The sequence below is a fragment of the Desulfurispirillum alkaliphilum genome, from assembly GCF_055378285.1.
Map to the genome: position 1 here is coordinate 315,290 of NZ_AP042405.1, position 18,234 is coordinate 333,523.

At 59.5% G+C, this 18,234-nt stretch carries 21 protein-coding genes; 8 read left to right on the top strand and 13 right to left on the bottom strand.

The features are described from left to right. Window positions 1-18: 18 nt before the first annotated feature. Window positions 19-744: a tRNA1(Val) (adenine(37)-N6)-methyltransferase gene (locus ACZ46I_RS01490; protein ID WP_464281209.1), complete on the bottom strand. Its 726-nt coding sequence runs from the start codon at window positions 742-744 to the stop codon at window positions 19-21. A 153-nt stretch (window positions 745-897) separates the two neighbouring features. On the opposite strand from ACZ46I_RS01490, the gene ACZ46I_RS01495 reads away from it, so the two are divergent. After that, entirely contained in the window at window positions 898-1,626 is a 729-nt protein-coding gene (locus ACZ46I_RS01495; protein WP_013505144.1) for a DUF481 domain-containing protein, read from the top strand. Window positions 1,627-1,657: 31 nt separating this feature from the next. Here ACZ46I_RS01495 and ACZ46I_RS01500 read toward each other — a convergent pair whose 3' ends face one another. Further along, a complete protein-coding gene (locus ACZ46I_RS01500; RefSeq protein WP_013505143.1) occupies window positions 1,658-2,332 on the bottom strand; it encodes an XRE family transcriptional regulator in 675 nt (224 codons plus the stop codon). A 93-nt stretch (window positions 2,333-2,425) separates the two neighbouring features. Between ACZ46I_RS01500 and ACZ46I_RS01505 the strand changes: the two genes are divergently transcribed. The 4 genes from ACZ46I_RS01505 (at window position 2,426) to ACZ46I_RS01520 (ending at window position 6,147) form a co-directional block, all read left to right on the top strand. Next, a complete protein-coding gene (locus ACZ46I_RS01505) occupies window positions 2,426-2,617 on the top strand; it encodes a hypothetical protein (protein WP_464281210.1) in 192 nt (63 codons plus the stop codon). Window positions 2,618-2,862: 245 nt separating this feature from the next. Next, a complete protein-coding gene (locus ACZ46I_RS01510; protein WP_464281211.1) occupies window positions 2,863-3,552 on the top strand; it encodes an HD-GYP domain-containing protein in 690 nt (229 codons plus the stop codon). Then, on the top strand, window positions 3,552-4,034 hold the full coding sequence (locus ACZ46I_RS01515) for a chemotaxis protein CheW (RefSeq protein WP_464281212.1): 483 nt from the start codon (window positions 3,552-3,554) through the stop codon (window positions 4,032-4,034). The genes ACZ46I_RS01510 and ACZ46I_RS01515 overlap by 1 nt, the downstream gene beginning before the upstream one ends. Before the next feature lie 88 nt (window positions 4,035-4,122). After that, window positions 4,123-6,147, top strand: a complete 2,025-nt coding sequence (locus ACZ46I_RS01520) for a methyl-accepting chemotaxis protein (protein WP_464281213.1) — start codon at window positions 4,123-4,125, stop codon at window positions 6,145-6,147. Window positions 6,148-6,212: 65 nt separating this feature from the next. Here ACZ46I_RS01520 and ACZ46I_RS01525 read toward each other — a convergent pair whose 3' ends face one another. From ACZ46I_RS01525 to ftsY, 3 genes are all read right to left on the bottom strand, one after another. Continuing rightward, on the bottom strand, window positions 6,213-6,455 hold the full coding sequence (locus ACZ46I_RS01525) for a hypothetical protein (RefSeq protein WP_013505140.1): 243 nt from the start codon (window positions 6,453-6,455) through the stop codon (window positions 6,213-6,215). Window positions 6,456-6,738: 283 nt separating this feature from the next. Next, window positions 6,739-7,116 (bottom strand): 6-carboxytetrahydropterin synthase QueD, encoded by a 378-nt coding sequence (queD, locus tag ACZ46I_RS01530; protein ID WP_464281214.1) that lies wholly within the window; start codon window positions 7,114-7,116, stop codon window positions 6,739-6,741. Continuing rightward, window positions 7,109-8,170, bottom strand: a complete 1,062-nt coding sequence (gene ftsY / locus ACZ46I_RS01535) for a signal recognition particle-docking protein FtsY (protein WP_013505138.1) — start codon at window positions 8,168-8,170, stop codon at window positions 7,109-7,111. Before ftsY ends, queD begins: the two co-directional genes overlap by 8 nt. A 92-nt stretch (window positions 8,171-8,262) precedes the next feature. On the opposite strand from ftsY, the gene hemL reads away from it, so the two are divergent. Next, entirely contained in the window at window positions 8,263-9,543 is a 1,281-nt protein-coding gene (gene hemL, locus ACZ46I_RS01540; protein ID WP_013505137.1) for a glutamate-1-semialdehyde 2,1-aminomutase, read from the top strand. A gap of 87 nt (window positions 9,544-9,630) precedes the next feature. On the opposite strand, the gene bioD is transcribed toward hemL, so the two are convergent. The 8 genes from bioD to bioA form a co-directional block, all read right to left on the bottom strand. Beyond that, the gene (gene bioD / locus ACZ46I_RS01545; protein ID WP_013505136.1) at window positions 9,631-10,347 is read right to left on the bottom strand and encodes a dethiobiotin synthase; all 717 of its coding nucleotides are present in this window, start codon (window positions 10,345-10,347) and stop codon (window positions 9,631-9,633) included. Next, the gene (locus ACZ46I_RS01550; protein WP_464281215.1) at window positions 10,295-11,482 is read right to left on the bottom strand and encodes an aminotransferase class I/II-fold pyridoxal phosphate-dependent enzyme; all 1,188 of its coding nucleotides are present in this window, start codon (window positions 11,480-11,482) and stop codon (window positions 10,295-10,297) included. Before ACZ46I_RS01550 ends, bioD begins: the two co-directional genes overlap by 53 nt. Beyond that, on the bottom strand, window positions 11,455-11,904 hold the full coding sequence (locus tag ACZ46I_RS01555) for a hypothetical protein (protein ID WP_013505134.1): 450 nt from the start codon (window positions 11,902-11,904) through the stop codon (window positions 11,455-11,457). Before ACZ46I_RS01555 ends, ACZ46I_RS01550 begins: the two co-directional genes overlap by 28 nt. After that, window positions 11,889-13,091: a beta-ketoacyl-[acyl-carrier-protein] synthase family protein gene (locus ACZ46I_RS01560; RefSeq protein WP_464281216.1), complete on the bottom strand. Its 1,203-nt coding sequence runs from the start codon at window positions 13,089-13,091 to the stop codon at window positions 11,889-11,891. Before ACZ46I_RS01560 ends, ACZ46I_RS01555 begins: the two co-directional genes overlap by 16 nt. 10 nt (window positions 13,092-13,101) lie before the next feature. Continuing rightward, window positions 13,102-13,470, bottom strand: coding sequence for an acyl carrier protein (locus tag ACZ46I_RS01565; protein WP_464281217.1), 369 nt, complete (start codon window positions 13,468-13,470; stop codon window positions 13,102-13,104). A gap of 274 nt (window positions 13,471-13,744) precedes the next feature. Continuing rightward, entirely contained in the window at window positions 13,745-14,491 is a 747-nt protein-coding gene (locus tag ACZ46I_RS01570) for an SDR family NAD(P)-dependent oxidoreductase (RefSeq protein WP_226508546.1), read from the bottom strand. Continuing rightward, complete coding sequence (locus tag ACZ46I_RS01575) at window positions 14,488-14,757, bottom strand: hypothetical protein (RefSeq protein ID WP_226508545.1); 270 nt, start codon at window positions 14,755-14,757, stop codon at window positions 14,488-14,490. Before ACZ46I_RS01575 ends, ACZ46I_RS01570 begins: the two co-directional genes overlap by 4 nt. A gap of 7 nt (window positions 14,758-14,764) precedes the next feature. Next, on the bottom strand, window positions 14,765-16,135 hold the full coding sequence (bioA, locus tag ACZ46I_RS01580; RefSeq protein ID WP_464281218.1) for an adenosylmethionine--8-amino-7-oxononanoate transaminase: 1,371 nt from the start codon (window positions 16,133-16,135) through the stop codon (window positions 14,765-14,767). Between the two features lie 140 nt (window positions 16,136-16,275). On the opposite strand from bioA, the gene ACZ46I_RS01585 reads away from it, so the two are divergent. Continuing rightward, the gene (locus ACZ46I_RS01585) at window positions 16,276-17,274 is read left to right on the top strand and encodes a biotin--[acetyl-CoA-carboxylase] ligase (RefSeq protein WP_464281219.1); all 999 of its coding nucleotides are present in this window, start codon (window positions 16,276-16,278) and stop codon (window positions 17,272-17,274) included. Further along, complete coding sequence (locus tag ACZ46I_RS01590) at window positions 17,271-18,206, top strand: patatin-like phospholipase family protein (RefSeq protein WP_464281220.1); 936 nt, start codon at window positions 17,271-17,273, stop codon at window positions 18,204-18,206. The genes ACZ46I_RS01585 and ACZ46I_RS01590 overlap by 4 nt, the downstream gene beginning before the upstream one ends. The last annotated feature ends 28 nt before the right edge of the window (window positions 18,207-18,234 follow it).

Sequence of the window (18,234 nt, forward strand, 5' to 3'; positions counted from 1 at the left end):
GAAAAACCTTGGGGCCTGTCACACCGGCGCTTTGCCGTCCTCCCACAGCAGGTGCCGGCACTCTGCGGTATAGGTCTGGCTGCCGGCATCGGTGTAGACGATCAGGGGCCCTTCCACCTCCATCCCCGGCCTTGCCCCTTTCTTGGCCTCCACCAGACAGATGCGGCTGCCCGCCGTCAGGGTGGAGTGAACAAAGCGCGCTCGCTTGGGCTCCAGGTTGTGGCGACGCAGATACTGGGTCAACTCGGCGAAGCGCTCGGTCAGAATCACCAGGGAAAGGCTGCCCCCGCCCCGCAGCATGGGAGAGGCGTGGGCGATCATCTGCTCCAGGGTCATCAGGCTCTCGTGGCGGGCCAACCGCCGCTGGCCCGTTGCCATCTCACCACTGGAGTGTTTGCGATAGGGCGGATTGGAAAAGATATAATCAAAGGCCTCTGCTGGTTCGTACTCCAGAAAATTCCCCTCAAACAGATCCACGTTTACCTGGTTTTCCCGAAAGTTCTCCCTGGCCAGATCAGCCAGTTCCGGCTGCAGCTCCACCGCGTGCAGAGCCTGCACACCGTACAGATAGGCCAGCAGCAGGGGAATAACTCCGGAACCCGTCCCGATATCCAGCACCCGCCTGCGGGAAGCCACCGGCGTAAAGCGGGCCAGTAAAACCGGATCTATCCCAAAACGATATCCATCGCGGTATTGCTTCACGCGGACCCGTTTCGCGTAAATGGTGTCATGTGTATACTCCATGGGAGCTCCCATCTTGGTTCAGTAAGCGCTCCGACGGATTGTCCGATAAAGACTCCACCCATTGCAATGGATATTTCACGCCCGTCAGCAGGAGTGAAAACGGCTTGCCGGTGTGCCAGCAGGCTGCTAGGGTAACATGAGGAGGTGTTTTTGATGCTGCGAAACCGATTCCTGCTTGCCACAAGTCTGGCCTTTGCATTCACCCAGGCTTCCCCGGCCCTGGCCGGGTGGAGCGGCAAGAACGGCTGGAGCGGACAGGCAGAAGTGGGCGGGCTCTTTGCCCGCGGCAATACGGACGCCGACACCCTCAACGCCAAATCCCGAATGCGTTTTGAAGAGGAGTCCTGGCGCTACACCGTGCAACTGGAAGCCCTGAACCGCGCCGAAGATGGCACCACCACCGCCGAACGCTATCTGGGCAGCGGCCAGGCCGACTGGAAATTCACCAATAACGACTACCTCTTCGGCGTGGTGCGCTATGAGAAAGATCGCTTCAAGGGCTACGATTACCAACTCTCGGAAGCAGTGGGCTATGGTCGTCGCCTGCTGGACGGGCCCACCCATGAGCTGGACGCGGAAATAGGCGCCGGTGCCAGGCAGGTGAAAATGCTCAGTGGCGAACGCGACCGTGAGGCCATCATCCGTGGAGCACTCTCCTGGAAGTGGCGCATGACGGACAGCACTCGCCTTGGCGAAGACCTGCTGATCCAGTCCGGCGCCGATAATACGGAAATCGAGTCGGTCCTGTCGCTGACCACCCAGATGCACCGGCAGCTTGCCGTGCGTCTGTCATTCACGGTAAAGCATCAGACCGATGTGCCCCCCAACAAGGAAAACACCGACACTATCACCGCCATCAGTCTCGTCTATGACCTCTGGTGAGCGGGGCCGAACCCCCACGGTGACCAGCCTGTCAGAGCGCCGCCAATCGAGCCACCACGCGACCGATAATTTCCAGACCCTTACGGGAAACATCCAGGTCAGTATCCCGATAAGCAGAATTATCGTTGGAGAGGGTCAGTGTGGAGCCCATGCGCTGCACCCTGCGAACGGCATGCATGCCATCACAGCAGATCAGGTAAATGCCCTCTATCGCGACTTCCTTGCAGCTTCCGTCCACCAGCAGAATATCTCCAGCCCGCAACGTGGGGTCCATATTGTCACCCTGCATACACAGTGACCAGACGACCTCCTTGCTGATTCTCAGGTGGCACTCGATCCACGGGCGGTAGAGCCACAATATCGAGTGCGCGTCCATCTGCCACACACAGGCCCCATGGCTCTGGCTTTCCCAGGCACGATAGGGCGTCACGCTGACAAAATCATACTCCGTCGTCCGCACAGGCGCTGATCCAGAGGGCAGGCTCCCCGCGTGCCCCTCGAGAAACATATCGCCACTTCCCGTCAGCAGCCAGTTGATATTGGCATTCAATTTTTCGCAGATCCGCCGAAGAATTTCTCCACCAGGAACTTTTTTTCCCTGCTCAGCTTCACTGACATAGCCCGGTGAAGTTCCTACGTGGAAGGCAAATTCGCCCTGGGTGAGCCCAAGCATTTTGCGGAGTTCACGAAGTCGTTGATTTAGCATTCATTTCCTCGCCATTGCATGTTAGAGTGTCTGCACGTTATTGCTATAGCATCACAACGTAAACTTCATAAAAGTTAAGTCATAGAGGATACTATGGGGACAGAAAAAAAGACAGAAAGATTACGGCTAATCATAGATGAAACCGGCATTAAGCAGAAAAAAATAGCCCAGATGGCTGGTGTCTCGCCATCTTGCGTTTCACAGGTAGTGAACGGCAAAGCCAGAAGCGCCCGCATAGAACAGATTATCGACGAAATAGGAGAAAAATACCTTGCGCGAAAATAATGCGTTTGCTACTCTCTTTTGCATAGCGGGAGACATTTGACGACTCAACAATTACCAGAAAGCCCCCTTGTTCATACGTCGAACTCCCAAACCCATACAACAAGTAACTCTCAATCGCAAAATATAATATCTGAGAAGCAGGCGCATTCACCACTGAACGAAAATATCACCCCCAGCACAGAATACCGGTTTGCCATATTCCATCAGGAAGCTGCCATCTCCACCGTCTTGCCAGGAGTACCCCCTTGCGAAAAGCAACGCTCAGCAGCCGCAACTGCCTGCTCCAGCTGGCGCAGATCACCCGCCACCATGAGCCGCTGACCATCCTCCACCTGAAGCGGGTGCGGTACTTCACGCAGGCTCTGACCCAGGAGCTGCTGCGCCTGGAGCTGCGCAGGCTGACGCCGGAACACGCCTGTCGCATCATGGAGCTCTCGTATATTCACGACATCGGCAAGGTGTGCATACCCGGAACCATCCTGCACAAGGAGGATTTCCTGACCACGCAGGAGCGCCACCTGATCCAGCAGCACCCCACCATCGGCAGCTACCTGGTGGATGACATCTGCCGCACCATGGACCTGCAGACCTACACCACCGCGCGGGATATCGTCCTCTATCACCATGAGCGTTTTGATGGACGCGGATACCCCCACGGACTGTGCGCTGAAGCCATTCCCATAGGCGCCCGCATAGTCGCCCTGGCCGACGTGTACGATGCCCTCAGCAGCCCGCGGAGCTACAAACCCGCCTATGAACGCCGGGCCTGCCGCGACATCATCGTCGAGCAGTCAGGCCAGCAGTTCGACCCTGTCGTTGTCAGTGCCTTTCTCAATATTGAAGTGAAACTCTGGCGCATTCACCAGCAAATCGGCTGTACGCCCTCCACCCAGGCAGGCAGCGCCCTTTTTCCACCACACCAGCAGGAGGAGTAATGGAGACAAACACCGCCCAGCCACCCCACGCCGGCGAGATCATTGAATTTCAGCTGCACCACCGCAGCGCTGACAATGTCTGCGTGCCCGTGCACTACGGCATTGATGTCAGCCATGTGCGGGAAATCATCAAAGTTCCCGCTTCCACACCACTTCCCGAAGCCCATCCCAGTATTCTCGGCATCTTTCACCTGCGCGAGCACATCATCCCCCTGATCAACCTTGCCCACTGGCTGAAGGCTGAAGCAGGGAGCCCGGCAGAGGAGAAAAGGGTCATCGTCACGCAATTCCAGGAGGGGTTCCACGGATTTCTGGTGGATGCGGTCAACCGCATCTACCAGGTTTGCCCGGAACATCTGGAATCGACAGCCAGCTTCCAGCAGAAGGGGCAGCGGGAGAGCATAACCTCCGTTATTCGCATGGATGATCGACTGATCATGATGCTGGACTTTGAATCCATCATCAGGGACACCAGCCCATGATACTGTAGAACTCAAAATTTTCTCACATCAATCTTTCGACGATGCTGTCACATTTTCAGTAAATTTCATGCCACATAAAGGAGAGACCATGTTCAAGAATCTGCGCGCCAGCGCCAAGCTGGGTGGTGGCTTCGGCCTTATCTTGTTGATAACTTTCTTCATCGGCCTAATCGGCTACAATGCACTGGGTGATACCCGCAGAGCTTCAGGGATTGCCATTGACATCAATCAGGCTGCCATGGAAATATATGATGCTGGCAGAGACATTTTACGCTATGCCCTCTTCGAAGACACGCAACAGGCAAGAAACGCCGCAGAAAAACTCAAACAAGGCAAAGCCAGGCTACAGTCAGCATCAGAAAACTTTTACTCAAGCTCATTGCAAGAGGCCATTGATGGAACTCAGGTAATAGAGCAAACATTCGAGCTCTACCAAAAAGCTCGCAATAATGCCAACACGGCATTCAGTCAAATGGACAACATTGGCCTGGAATTACGCCGTGATGCTCAGCAAATCGCACAACACATTCAACCCATGGTGGAAAAACAACTAGAAGCAACGAAAGATTTAACCGCAATCCAGGATCGTGTCGCCATTATCACAGCGCAGGGTGCACTGGTAGAAAACATCTTTCGCCTGCGCTACACTGCCGAACGTTATGACAATCGCAGCAATGAAGCCCACTTGAATTTACTCTGGGAAGTCCTGCAGGACGTATACACTAACCTTGAAGCGCTCCGTCAATGGTCTGTCAACTATAACGCCCCACAGGCTACCCTGGAGAGTATTCAAAACTCAAACCGACTACTCAACACCTACCGACAGACTATTGAGAGCTGGATCAATGAGAGAGAAACCATGACAAGTCTCTTCATTGACCTGCGCCATGATATTGCTCGCGCTACAGAGAGCATAGATGCAACAGTAAACGAAATAAGCCTTTACCAGGAACAAGAGGCAAGTAAAGCTGTTCGCGTCCTCATTATCGGCATCATCGTCGCCATGCTGCTGGGAGTTTTCCTGGCGATATCCATCACCCGCATGTTCGTCGGCCCCCTGCATCTCAGCATGGCCTTCGCCCGTGAAATTGCCGCTGGCAACCTTGACACCAGCCTGCCCCTGAACCAGCGCGATGAAATCGGTCAGCTGGCCCAGGCCCTGAACGAAATGATCACCAATCTGCGCGACATGATCCTCAATATCCGACGTTCCGCCGATGGGGTCGCTTCAGCCAGTGAGGAGCTCAGCAGTTCTTCCACCCAGATGAGCGCCGGCATGAACGTCCAGGCGGAAAGCGTTTCCCAGATTGCCTCCGCTGCCATGGAAATGTCCCAGACGGTCGGGGAGGTGACCCGCAACATTTCCGATATCCGCGAAAGTTCAGTGGAAGCCCTGAGCCAGGCCCGCCGCGGTGGGCAGATCGTCCAGCAGTCTACCCGCGAGATGGAAGCCATTGCCAATGAGGCAGAAGAGGCCTCCAGCGCAGCTCGCTCCCTGGAAGAAAAAGCAGCACGGGTGGAAGAGGTCATCCAGGTCATCAACGACATCGCCGACCAGACCAACCTGCTGGCTCTCAACGCGGCCATAGAGGCGGCCCGCGCCGGCGACGCCGGCAGAGGCTTCGCCGTGGTGGCCGACGAAGTGCGTAAACTGGCCGAACGCAGCACGGAATCCACCCAGGAGATCATCAGCATCGTCCAGAGCATTCAGGGTGGAGTCAACCAGGTCACCAGCGCCATGGCCACCGTCAATGAAAAATCCCAGAGCGGCAATCAGCTTGCCCAGCAAACCGACAGCGCTTTCGTGGAAATCCTGGGAGGAATGGAAAGCCTGCAGCAGCTGATTGAGCAGAATGTGGCCGCCATGGAGCAGATGTCAACCGCCGCCGACCAGATCAGCGGCGACATTCAGAACATCTCCGCCGCCGCCGAGGAAACCGCCCAGGCATCGGAAGAAGTGGGTCACGCCTCCAGCGACCTGGCCCGACTGGCCATGGATGTCCAGGATCACCTGAGCGTCTTCCGCATCGGCGACGACGCCGCACCAGCCAAAGCACCCGGACTGCCTCCCGCCACCGGCACACGGAAGCACGAGAATACCCACAACGACTGAACACGCCTGACGCGCAAAGGGCCCGGACAATGTCCGGGCCCTTTATTGCCTGCATCTGCAGCCTGTCAGTAGTGAATTCCCGCCGCCTGAATGCTGTCGGGGTCATGGGCGTGGCAGGGTGTCACGCCATAGGTCATATGGCAGCTGGGACACTGGGACTCCAGGGTTTCCATCATAAATTCCGTCTGACAGTTGGTGCAGGTGAAATGCACGGGAATGGGAAAAAACTGATTATTAAACCCCATCATCCGCAGCTTGTCCACCACCTGGGCACCACTCGTAAATGTTCCAGAACATCCGCTGTGCATCGTTATCTCCTTCGGGCATCATTGCAATTCCATGTGCACACAATGTACGCCAGAACAGCGGAAGAAAAATTGACGGGGCTCAAGTTTTCCCGAAAGAAAGACGGAACTCTTCACGGCTGCACCATGGACTTTTTTTCAGCAGAAGCGCCAGTGTTCCGAGAGCGAGCCTGGATGGCGAGCGGCAGAGACTCGAGCCATGGACGAAAGCGAGTGTCTCTGGGAGGAACACTGGCGGAGTGCTGCTCCACTGCACATTTCCCCATGCATATACATGGCTGCAACCCTACTCCCAGTAGGTAGCGCTGGAGGTGCTGGTTTCGTACACCTCCACCTTCCAGACGGTGGCGTTGGCCACCCCCTGTTCCGCCAGCAGGCGTTTGCACTCCTGATAGACATAGCGGGCGATATTCTCGCCGGTGGGGTTCCACTGGTCAAAGGGAAGAACATCATTCAGGTATTTGTGATCCAGGTACTCCATGACCTCCCGCAGACAGGTTTTCATCACCTTGAAGTCCACCAGCATTTCGTTGTGCTGCAGCTTTTCGCCACGCACATAGAGGTTCACCACGTAGTTATGGCCGTGTATATTCTCGCACTTGCCCTGGTAGTCCCGCAGATTATGGGCGCTGGCAAACTCTTCTGTCACTTTCAGTTCAAACATGTTTTTCTTCCTTTTCGCAGGCTGCTGAGGGTGATACTCCAAAAATCGCGTCCACAAAGCTTTCGGCGTCAAACTCCTGCAGATCCTCCACGCCTTCACCGATGCCGATGTAGCGCACGGGGACGCCCAGTTCGCGGATGATGCCGATGATAGCGCCGCCCTTGGAGGTGCTGTCGAGCTTGGTGAGGACAAAGCCGGTGATTTTCACCGACTGCAGAAACTGGCGCGCCTGGTTCAGGGCGTTCTGCCCGGTGGTACCATCCAGCACCAGCCAGGTTTCGTGGGGAGCGCCGGGGATATCGCGACCGATCACCCGTTCAATCTTGCTCAGCTCGTCCATGAGGTTGCTCTTGGTGTGCAGTCGCCCCGCCGTATCGATCAGGAGCACGTCGGCGTGGCGGGAGAGAGCCGCCTTGGTGGCGTCGTAGGCCACGGCGGAGGGGTCGGCGCCATGCTGGTGTTTGACAATATGGGCACCGGTGCGCTCGGCCCACATGGCCAGCTGCTCGATGGCGGCGGCGCGGAAGGTGTCAGCCGCCGCCAGCACCACCTTTTTGCCCTGACCGATGAACTTGTGGGCCAGTTTTCCCGTGGTGGTGGTCTTGCCCGAACCATTCACCCCGATCACCAGGATCACATGGGGTTTGGCAGGTTCGGTCTCTGCCTTTGCCGGCAGACTGATCATGCGGCCGATCTCACGGCGTAGAAAGGGCTGGATATCTCCGGGAACCTTCAGGCTCCGGCCCACATTCTCACGCACCAGGTCCATGATTTCCATGGTGGTCTTTACCCCCACATCGGCGCTGAGGAAGACCTCTTCCAGCTCATCCAGGTATTCGTCATCGATGGTGGTCTTGCCGGGAACCAGAGCCTCAATGCGCTGGGTCAGCGCCGAGCTGGTGCGACTGAGGCGACTCTTCAGGCGCGCGAACACGCCGCCCGATGTGACAGTTTCATCTTCTGTGGGAAGAGCTTCCGTTTGCTGGGGAGCTTCAGGGGAGGCAGGGGTTTCAGCGGAGTCGCTGCGGGAAAATATTTTTTTCAGAAAAGCCACGGGGAGAATTCTCCTTTGCAAAGTATGGCTCCACTATATAGTATAAGCGCCAGAGTGCAGCAAGAAAATTCCCATAATCATAAGGAGTAAGCATGAATTCAAAACAGCTCTTCGAACAGGCCCGCCAGTATATCCCCGGTGGAGTGAACTCCCCCGTGCGCGCCTTCGCCTCCGTGGGCACCGATCCCGTTTTCATCGACTCGGCTTTTGGCTCCAAGATCAAGGACGCCGAAGGCAAGGAATATATCGACTACGTGGGTTCCTGGGGCCCCATGATCCTGGGCCACGGCTACCCCGACGTGGTGGACGCCCTGCTGCGCCAGATGGTGCGTGGCATCAGTTATGGCGCCCCCACCGAACTGGAAGTGGAGCTGGCTCGCATGGTCTGCGAGCGTGTGCCCTCCGTGGAAATGGTGCGCATGGTCAACAGCGGCACCGAAGCCACCATGAGCGCCATTCGCCTGGCCCGTGGCTACACCAGGCGCGACAAGATCGTCAAGTTTGAAGGCTGCTACCACGGTCACAGCGATGGCCTGCTGGTGAAAGCCGGCAGCGGCGCCCTGACCTTCGGCGTCCCCACCAGCCCCGGCGTTCCCGCCGACTACGCCAAACACACCCTCACGGCCACCTTCAATGACCTCGCCTCGGTGGAAGAGCTCTTCAAGGCCCACCCCGAAGACATCGCCTGCGTGATCCTCGAACCCGTCCCCGGCAACATGGGCGTTATCCATCCCGACAAAGCCTTCATGTCCGGCCTGCGCCAGCTGACGGAAAAATACGGCAGCCTGCTGATCTTTGACGAAGTCATGAGCGGCTTCCGCCTCAGCCCCAGCGGTTATCAGGGCCTCAACCCCGACGTGCAGCCCGATCTGAGCACCTACGGCAAGGTCATCGGCGGCGGACTGCCCGTGGGCGCCTACGGTGGCAAAAAAGCCATCATGGAGATGATCAGCCCCGCCGGCCCCGTCTATCAGGCCGGAACCCTCTCAGGCAACCCCCTGGCCATGGTAGCCGGCATCCAGACTCTCAAGGCCACGGCCCGCGAAGGTTTCTACACCGAACTCGATGCCAGAAGCGCCCAGCTGAGCCAGGCCATGAGCGCCATCCTCAAGGAAGTCGGCATCCCCCACGTCCTCAACCAGCTGGGCAGCATGTTCACCATCTTCTTCACCGAACAGGCCAGCGTGAACAATTTTGCCGACGCCGTCACCTCCGACACCAAGCGCTTTGGCGCCTTCTTCCGCGCCATGCTGGAAAACGGCGTCTACCTGCCCGCCAGCCAGTTTGAAGCCTGCTTCATGGGCGGCGCGCACAGTGACAAGGACATCGACGCCACCCTCGAAGCGTGCCGCAAGGCGGCCAAGGCGCTGTGACAGTCTACTGACCCGTATACGCGAACCGCAAAAGGCATCCGGCCCACAGGGCTGGATGCCTTTTTTCAGTTGTAAAAGCGCTGGAAGTCAGGCGAACAATCGCGCGTCGATGGATGCCAGCAGGCCCTCAAGTTCGGCGGGATAGCTGGCAAAGCTCTCCAGTCGCGGAATCACTCCCAGCACCGGCACATCGCTGAAACGCTCGATGGCCTCGACGTTTTCGATGATCATGGACGATTCCGTCGCCGGGTCGGCCGCATCCACCAGCACCACGCCCAGGGGCTTGCTCCAGCGCTGACGCACGGCTTCTATGCTCAACAGGGTATGGTTGATGGTTCCCAGCCCCGCCCGGGCCACGATCAGGGGAGCCGCCTCCAGGTCTTCCATCAGGTCCAGCATCAACAGTTCTTCGGTGACGGGCACCATGACGCCCCCGGCACCTTCGATGATGACAGGGTCGTGTTCGGCTTCCCGCTGGGCCACGAAGGACGTGATTTCATCAATATCAATGGCAGCCGCGCCATGGCGGGCGGCAAACCAGGGCGCTTTGGCGGGAGAGAAGCAGTAGAGCACGCTGGCGGCGGGGTCCACGGGTTGTGCCGTCTGCAGGTGCTCCCACACGAAGCGGGCGTCACTCTCCTGGTCGTGGGGGTGAGCGCAGCCGGTCTGAATCGGCTTGATATAGAAAGGCGAACGACCCTGGGCCGTGAAGTAGTGCATGAGCATCAGGCTGACCACGGTTTTGCCCACGTCAGTGTCCGTTCCGGTTACGAAGAGTCGTTTGGGTTTCCTGTCCAGTTTCATGCCATGCCTCCTTGAGGGTCTGTATAAACTGTCGTATGTCCTGCTCATCGTGCAGGGCGCTGAGGCTGATGCGCAGAATGGCCTGTCCCAGGGGTACCGTGGGATAGCGGGCCGCAAAACAGAGGATACCGCGCCGGCCCATGGCCTGGGCCAACTCCCGGGCCCGATGCTCCTCGCCCACCTGCAGGGCCAGAATGTGGGCGTCGCCCGCAACCTCAAAGCCCTCCCGCTCCAGAGCTGCTTTCATGGTATCTGCCAGCCATGCCAGGTGCTGCCGCCGGGGCTCACTGTTCTCCAGCAGCTCCAGCATCTCCAGTACGGCCGCCCCATGGGCTTCGGGCAGCGAGGTGGAGTAGATCAGCCCCGAGCCAAAGTTCAGCAGATACTCCCGCACCACATGGGGCAGCAGGAGAAAGGCGCCAAACAGGCCCATGGCCTTGCCCAGGGTTCCGGTGGCAATGTCCGCCACCCCCGCGCCCAGACCCCGGCCACCAGGGCCGAGGACTCCAAAGGAGTGCGCCTCGTCCACCACGCACAGGAACTGCCAGTGGGTTTTCAGCGCATTCAGCCCCTCCACCGGCAACCGGTCTCCATCCATGCTGAAGAGCGCCTCGGTGACAACGGCGTTGCGTCCGGGGCAGCCCCGCTGCTCCATGCGGCGCTGCAGGTGCTCCATGGAATTGTGGTTGTAGCCGTGAAAGCTGGCTTCACTCAGCTGCAGACCTTTGACCATGCTGGCATGTATACGTTTATCAAAAAAAATCACATCCTGATACGCAAAAAGCGTGGAAACCAGTGTCAGGTTCGCCTGGTAGCCACTGGGCAGAATGATGGCGCTTTCGTAGCCGAAATAGCGAGCCAGCGCCTCTTCGGCACGGGCAATGGCAGAGTAGGCGGCGCACACCAGGCGCGAGGAGGAGGCGCTGCTGCCCAGGCGTTCGAAATGACGGGCTACGCGGTTCGCCAGCACCGGATCGCAACCAAGCCCCAGATAGTCGTTGGAAGCGAAGTTGAGCAGCCGGGAGCCGTCATCCATCACCAGGATCTTGCCACAGCGCTGCCGCACCGTCGGCGGTTGCCGATAGAGCCCCTGCTGGCGCTGCTGCTCTAGCTGTATCTGCCAGCGCTCAAGCATCGGATCACCTCCTGGTAGTGGGGCCGCAAAAGGCTTTCCGCAAAATCGCCCCCATAGGCCATGGTGCCCATCAGGAAATGCCCCTCGGCCAGCACAGCGCCCTGACGCACCAGAGCACCGTGGCAGGCAAAGCCCTCGCTGCTGGCCGCTGTGATGGTGGAGCGCACCGCCAGCGGGCCGGGAACAGCCTGACGGGCGACATGCAGCTGCCACTGCTGCAGCGCCAGCAAAAAGACGTGACGCTCGCAACGCAGGCGGTGGCGCACGTGCAGGGCGGCCAGCTGCACCACTGTCTCCTGAATGACAAAGTGCGAGTCATCATCGATGCGGGCACTCGCCAGCGCCTGGGTTTCATCCAGGGACACAATGTACTCCAGCAGCCGCAGGTGTGCTGTGGCCGGGGCAATTACCTGCCGTTCCATGCCCGCACCACCAGAGCAGCGTTCTGACCACCAAAACCGAAATTCTGCACCACCAGGTGCTCCACCGCAACTAGCTGGAATTCACGGGACAAACGTATCCCGTGGTGGCAGGGCTGGTGCAGATTGCGCACCGGGGGAACCTGCCCACTCTCCAGGCAGCCGAGGGCCAGCACCAGATCAGCGGCACCACTGGCCGCGCTCAGGTGTCCAATCCACGACTTGAAGGCCGTCACCAGCGGCCTGTCGCCAAACACCCGTCCAATGAGTTCCGCCTCCATGGCGTCATTGAGGGGTGTACCCGTACCGTGGGCGCACACCAGATCCACAACAGGATCACCGGCCCGCTCCAGGGAACGCCTGAGGGCCACCTCCGCCTGGCAGGCCAGGGGGTCCGGTGCGGTCAGGGAGAGGCCATCCATGGTGCAGGCGTAACCAGTGAGTTCGCCGTAAATGGCAGCGCCCCGCTCCTGGGCGCTCTCCAGGGATTCCAGCACCACAAAGGCGCCTCCCTCACCGCAGATAAAGCCGCTACGGGAGCTGTCAAAGGGGCGGCACGCCTCAGCAGGCGGTCCTTCGCCGCGATAGAGGGCATCGGCCCGCTTGTAACCGAGAATGCCGCCGGAGCTGATGCGGCTGTCGCCGCCACCGGCCAGGGCCTGACGCAGCTGACCAAAACGGATGCGATTCCAGGCTTCGCCAATGGCCTGCAACGACGCGGTGCAGGCCGTGGCAACGGTCAGGTTCTCCCCCCGCGCCCCCAGACGCTGGGCGATGGCCCCCGCCAGGGTATTGGGCAGAAAGCGCAGCAGCCACAGCGCCTCCATGCCCTGTTCATCCAGAACGCCATGGGCGATATGGGCAAAAGTGCCGGCAATATCCAGATGGGGACCAACGCCCGCGAAGAGCCCCATCTCCTGCCGCTGACTGTCGGCAATACCACTCTCCTGCAGAGCCATGGACGCCGCCGCCAGCCCCAGGGAAGCCCCCCGGTTCAGATAACGCCGGTGCTTCCAGCGCCCGATGTGGCGCGTCAGATCAAAATCCTCCACGGGACAGGTGACCACCTCGCCATCAAAATCCGGGCGGCAAAAAACCCCATCATCAGACGCCATGCGCGCCCGGATATCCGGCAGACGCTCCCCCAGGGAGCAGATAACGCCACGCCCGGTAATCACCACCCGCTGCATGAACCGTAGCTCACAGGGCACTTTTCCAGTCGATGTAACTCACCAGATCCCGCACCTGCAGCACCGGGCCACCCTCCAGATCACCCAGAATCTCGCGGCACCGCTCCTGACTCAGGTAGGGAAAGTGCCGCCGCAGGCAGGCAAAGGGATCGGTATCTTCCACCAGACACTGATCCAGCAGGCCGCGCAGCGGCTTGAGGAAAATCTCGCTGTCGCGCACCGGCACCGAAAAACGCGCGTTGAGAGCCACCGCCAGCTCCAGCAGATCAATGGACTCCGCCCCCAGATCCCGGACCACATAGGAATCCATCTGAATCTCCTCGGACTCCATGTCCAGCAGCTGGGAAAGCTCCTGTTGAATAACGTGAAATGTTTGCATGTAATGTTCCTTGTCTTTTTTCGTCAGCGCAAATGCAAAGAAAAGGGTAACCATTCACGGCTCCCCTGCGTTTATTTTCAGCAGGAGCGCCAGCATTCCGAGAGCGAGCCCGGATGGCGAGCGGCAGAGACGGAGGTCCTCGGACGAAAGTGAGCGTCTCTGGGAGGAATGCTGGCGCGAGTACCAACACACCGTAAATTGTTACAGAAAAGGCACTGGAACCTGTGGTCTGAGAGTCGTGCAGGCCACGGGTTTGCGGTGCTGCGTCCCCTGTTCACCCTTTCCCCGCCCTCATCCCCCCGTCCATGGTCACCACGGTGGCATTGATTCCTCTGGCAGACTGGCTGAGCAGAAAGAGTACCGTCCGGGCCACATCCTCCACTGCCAGCACCTCCCGGGCAGGGATGCGCTCCAGCAGTTGCTGGCCCTGTTCGTCAATCATGGAGCGGGCGCGTCCGCAGTGAATATAGCCGGGGCGCAGGCTGCATGTGGTAATGCCACGGGAGGCCAGCTCCAGCCCCAGCGAACGGTAGATGCCTTCCACGGCCAGTTTGCTGGCGGCATAGAAGCCCTGCCCGCTGGCGGGTTGTCCGGCGGCTCCGGAGGAAATGTGCACCATCCGCCCGCGGCGCCGCGAGAGCATGGCACGGCTGAGGTGCTGCAGCAGGCGGGTGCGCTGGATCAGGGCGCTGCCGAAGTAGTCCTCGACTTCCTCCATGGCAGCGGCGGCGACAAGCCCTTCCAGGTGAGGATGCAGGCAGTCCGCCAGGAGTCCGGGGGCTGTTTGACACCCATGCAGCAGCGCTTCAACGCTGCCCACGTCATTCATATCCAGCAGCTGGCCGTCGGCTTGCCCATCTCCATGGCCGATCACTTCAGCCATGCGCTCCAGTGACGCAGAGCCTGAGCCGGTCATGGTGACATGGAGCCCTTCGCTCAGGGCCTGGCGGGCAATGGCCAGCCCAAGATCACTGCTGCCCCCCAGTATCAGCAGCCGGTGGTCGCAGAAATCCAGCTTCATCGCACACACTCGCCACGCACGGCAGCAGTGCCGTCGCGCCACAGGCAGCAGCGTACACGGCCCGGTTCCACAGGCTCCACGGTGTAACGGTACTCCCCCGGCGGCACAAAACGCAGGAAACGAAAGCGCCGTGGCTGCCAGGGGCCCGTAGGCTCCAGCAGCTCCAGAAAAGCATGAATAATCAGGGTGCCAGGCACCACCGGGTTACCGGGAAAGTGCTCGCGGTACAGGGGCGCTTCCGGATCAAAGCGGAAAAAACCCTCCACGGGCGATTCAGGATGAGGTTGCGGCCGCAATGGACTCTCCGATCACCTGGCAGAGCAGGTCGATCTCTTCGGTGGTGATGGACAGGGGCGGCATCAGCACCACCACATTTCCCAAAGGTCGGGTGAAGACGCCGCGCCGGCGCGCCTCCAGAGTCACCCGCTGCCCCATGCGCAGGCGGTAGTCGTAGGGCTCCTTACTGGCCTTGTCGCGAACCAGCTCAATACCCACCATGGTACCCCGCTGACGGACATCACCTACCTGGGAATGCGCTTTCAGGGGAGCCAACCCCGCAGCCAGGCGCGCAATTTTGGCGGGCAGCTGCTCCAGGGTGCGCTCCTGTTCAAAGACCTCCATGGTGGCAATGGCAGCGGCACAGGCCAGAGGATTGCCCGTAAAGGTGTGGCCGTGGAAGAAGGTGCGCAGCTCGGCAAATTCTCCAAGGAAGGCCTGGTAAACCCGGTCGGTGGTGACGGTGGCGGCCAGGGGCAGATAGCCACCGGTGATGCCCTTGGCGATGGCCATGATGTCGGGGACAACGCCTTCGTGCTCGCAGGCGAACATGCGGCCGGTTTTGCCAAAACCCACCGCCACTTCATCGGCGATAAGCAGTACCCCGTGCCGCTGGCACAGTTCATGGGCACCCTTCAGGTAGCCGGGCGGATGCACCAGCATGCCCGCCGCTCCCTGCACCAGAGGCTCCAGAACCAGGGCGGCGATGGTCTGTCCATCCTGCTCAAGGGCCCTTTCCAGCACATCCAGACACGCCAGCCGGCAGCCGGGAAAGCTGGCCTGGCAGGGGCAACGGTAGCAGTTGGGGGCGGGCACGTGCTCCACCTCAAAGAGCAGGGGCCGGTACAGGGCGTGGAACAGGTCGATGCCACCCAGGCTGACTGAGCCGATGGTGTCGCCATGGTAGGCTCCACTGAGGGCCAGAAAACGGGTGCGCTGGGGCTGGCCCGTCTGCTGGTGATACTGGAAGGCCATCTTCAGGGCGACTTCCATGGCAGTGGAACCATTATCGGAGTAGAATATCCGTTCAAGACCCGGAGGCAGGATCTCCATCAGCTTGCGGGCACATTCAATGGCAGGCACATTGCTGAGCCCCAGCAGGGTGGAGTGGGCCACGCGGTCAAGCTGCCGCCGCAGCGCTTCGTCAATATGGGGATGGCAGTGGCCATGGACATTGGTCCAGATGGAGCCCACCGCGTCGAGATAACGCTTGCCCGAGGTGTCCTGCAGCCAGCAGCCCTGTGCCGACTCAATGACCACCATGGGCTCGCGTTCCAGCTCCTGCATCTGGGTAAAGGGATACCAGAGGTGCTGCCTGCTGACGCGCTGCAGTTCCTCCTGGTGAAAGTTTGTGATAGAGTTGGACATTGCAGCTCCGGTCTTATTGCGTGTGTTGTGCTCTTTTCCATGGCGAACAAAGGCCAAACTCAATGCGCACAATGATTCGCCATGAAAATCTTATACGTCAACCTTATAAATAATTCAAGTTTACAATAATGGTGAGTATCGTGAAAACGCCCAGCACCCGGGATCATATTCTGCAACACCTGTGGCAGCACCAGGATCAGTGGGTTTCCGGAGAGGAGCTCAGCGGACAGCTGGGCATCAGCCGCACCGCTATCAACAAGCATATCGGCCACCTGCGCAGCGCCGGTTACACTATTGAGTCCTCCCCCAAGAAGGGCTATCAGTTCCGCGCCGCCTCGCCACACCTGCTGGCCAGCGAAATCCACCACAATCTGCATACCCGCCTGCTGGGCCAGGAAGAGATCTACTGCCTGGAAAGCGTGGAATCCACCAATGAATATGCGCGCAAACTAGCCATGGATGGAGCTGCAGAAGGCACTCTGGTGGTCACCGGCAATCAGGTGCAGGGGCGCGGTCGTCGCCAGCGTCCCTGGTTTTCCCCCAGTGGCAGCAGTGTCAGTTTCTCCCTGATCCTGCGCCCCCGCATGAGCGCCAGCGATGCACCGCGCATCGCCCAGACGGCAGCCGTGGCCATCGCCACCGCCCTGGAAGGGCTCATCGGAAAATCCGTGCATATCAAGTGGCCCAACGATATTCTCATCGACGGTCGCAAAGTGGCGGGAATTCTGGCTGAGATGAGTACGGAAATGGACTCGGTGGAATTTCTGATCCTGGGAGTCGGCATCAACGTCAACACCGACGCGAACGACTTTCCGCCCGAGCTGGGAGAGACTGCTACCTCCCTGCGCATCTGCGGCAGCCAAACCTTCCACCTGGCCAGCGTGGTACGCGCCTGCCTGGAGTCTCTGGAACAGTGCTACAGCGGCCTGCTCAGCGAAGGTTTCGCGCCCATCGCCGCCAACTGGAGCAGGCGCTGCGCCATTGAAGGCAAACGCATTCAGGCCCACATGGTGGAACGCACGATTGAAGGAGTTGTCCAGGGCATGGATCACGACGGCGCGTTGCTGCTCAAAGATGACACGGGGCACCTCTGGCACCTGCTGGCTGCCGATGTAACCCTGAAACCAGGTGCAGTATGACCGTTCAACAGAGTATTTCCCTGGCCCTGGGCGGTGGCGGCGCACGGGGTATCGCCCACCTGGGTGTCCTGCGCGCCCTGGAGGAAGCTGGCATCACGCCTTCGCTGCTGGTGGGAACCAGCATGGGCGCGGTTATCGGTGCCATGTTCGCCTGCTACCGGGATACCAATGAAGTGGAAAGACGCATAGAAATGCTTGTGAATAGCGATTTTATGCGCAGCACCGGCCTTGACACCTACTCCAGATCCGGCGACAGCATTCAGAAGAAGGGATTTGACCTGCTCTTCAATCAGCTGCGCAAGAACATGCAGCTGGCGCGGGTCTTCACCAGCGCTGGCACTGTACCCAGCACAGCCCTGCTGCAGGCCATGGAGTTTCTCATCGATGATGTAAACATAGAGGATCTGTCCATCCCCTTCTGCGCCGTGGCAACCGACCTGGAGGAAGGCACCCCGGTACTCTTTCGCAGCGGTTCCGTGCGCACTGCCATCACCGCCAGCGCCGCCATTCCCGGCGTCTTCACTCCCCTGGAATACGACGGCATGAAGCTCATCGACGGCGCCGCCTCCTACCTCACTCCCACTCCACCCGCCAAGGAGATGAGCCCGGCCCCGGTGGTGGCCGTGGATGTAAGCAAATCCCTGGACATGCCCTTTCCCGAACGTGGCTACGGCGTTGTCTTCCGCAGCAGTGATATCATCCTCAGCAACTACAACACCCTGCTGGTGGAACAGGCCGATCTGATTCTGCGGCCCGATGTGGCCCAGATCAACTGGGCTGATTTCAGCCAGTACAAGGCGCTCATCGAAAAAGGATATAGAGCTGCCCAGGAGAGTATGCCCGCCATTGAAACGCTCCTGAAAAACAGCCGTTCGCCCCTGCGCCGCTGGTGGTCCAGATGGCGGCAGACCCGCTCGACCCCGGCCACATAAACTCCAGAAATATCAACACCCCCGCAAG

Coding starts and splice junctions, on each gene's coding strand:
- ACZ46I_RS01490 (WP_464281209.1), bottom strand. CDS start 744: ATGGAGTATACACATGACACCATTTACGCGAAACGGGTCCGCGTGAAG.
- ACZ46I_RS01495 (WP_013505144.1), top strand. CDS start 898: ATGCTGCGAAACCGATTCCTGCTTGCCACAAGTCTGGCCTTTGCATTC.
- ACZ46I_RS01500 (WP_013505143.1), bottom strand. CDS start 2,332: ATGCTAAATCAACGACTTCGTGAACTCCGCAAAATGCTTGGGCTCACC.
- ACZ46I_RS01505 (WP_464281210.1), top strand. CDS start 2,426: ATGGGGACAGAAAAAAAGACAGAAAGATTACGGCTAATCATAGATGAA.
- ACZ46I_RS01515 (WP_464281212.1), top strand. CDS start 3,552: ATGGAGACAAACACCGCCCAGCCACCCCACGCCGGCGAGATCATTGAA.
- ACZ46I_RS01520 (WP_464281213.1), top strand. CDS start 4,123: ATGTTCAAGAATCTGCGCGCCAGCGCCAAGCTGGGTGGTGGCTTCGGC.
- ACZ46I_RS01525 (WP_013505140.1), bottom strand. CDS start 6,455: ATGCACAGCGGATGTTCTGGAACATTTACGAGTGGTGCCCAGGTGGTG.
- queD (WP_464281214.1), bottom strand. CDS start 7,116: ATGTTTGAACTGAAAGTGACAGAAGAGTTTGCCAGCGCCCATAATCTG.
- hemL (WP_013505137.1), top strand. CDS start 8,263: ATGAATTCAAAACAGCTCTTCGAACAGGCCCGCCAGTATATCCCCGGT.
- bioD (WP_013505136.1), bottom strand. CDS start 10,347: ATGAAACTGGACAGGAAACCCAAACGACTCTTCGTAACCGGAACGGAC.
- ACZ46I_RS01550 (WP_464281215.1), bottom strand. CDS start 11,482: ATGCTTGAGCGCTGGCAGATACAGCTAGAGCAGCAGCGCCAGCAGGGG.
- ACZ46I_RS01555 (WP_013505134.1), bottom strand. CDS start 11,904: ATGGAACGGCAGGTAATTGCCCCGGCCACAGCACACCTGCGGCTGCTG.
- ACZ46I_RS01560 (WP_464281216.1), bottom strand. CDS start 13,091: ATGCAGCGGGTGGTGATTACCGGGCGTGGCGTTATCTGCTCCCTGGGG.
- ACZ46I_RS01565 (WP_464281217.1), bottom strand. CDS start 13,470: ATGCAAACATTTCACGTTATTCAACAGGAGCTTTCCCAGCTGCTGGAC.
- ACZ46I_RS01570 (WP_226508546.1), bottom strand. CDS start 14,491: ATGAAGCTGGATTTCTGCGACCACCGGCTGCTGATACTGGGGGGCAGC.
- bioA (WP_464281218.1), bottom strand. CDS start 16,135: ATGTCCAACTCTATCACAAACTTTCACCAGGAGGAACTGCAGCGCGTC.
- ACZ46I_RS01590 (WP_464281220.1), top strand. CDS start 17,271: ATGACCGTTCAACAGAGTATTTCCCTGGCCCTGGGCGGTGGCGGCGCA.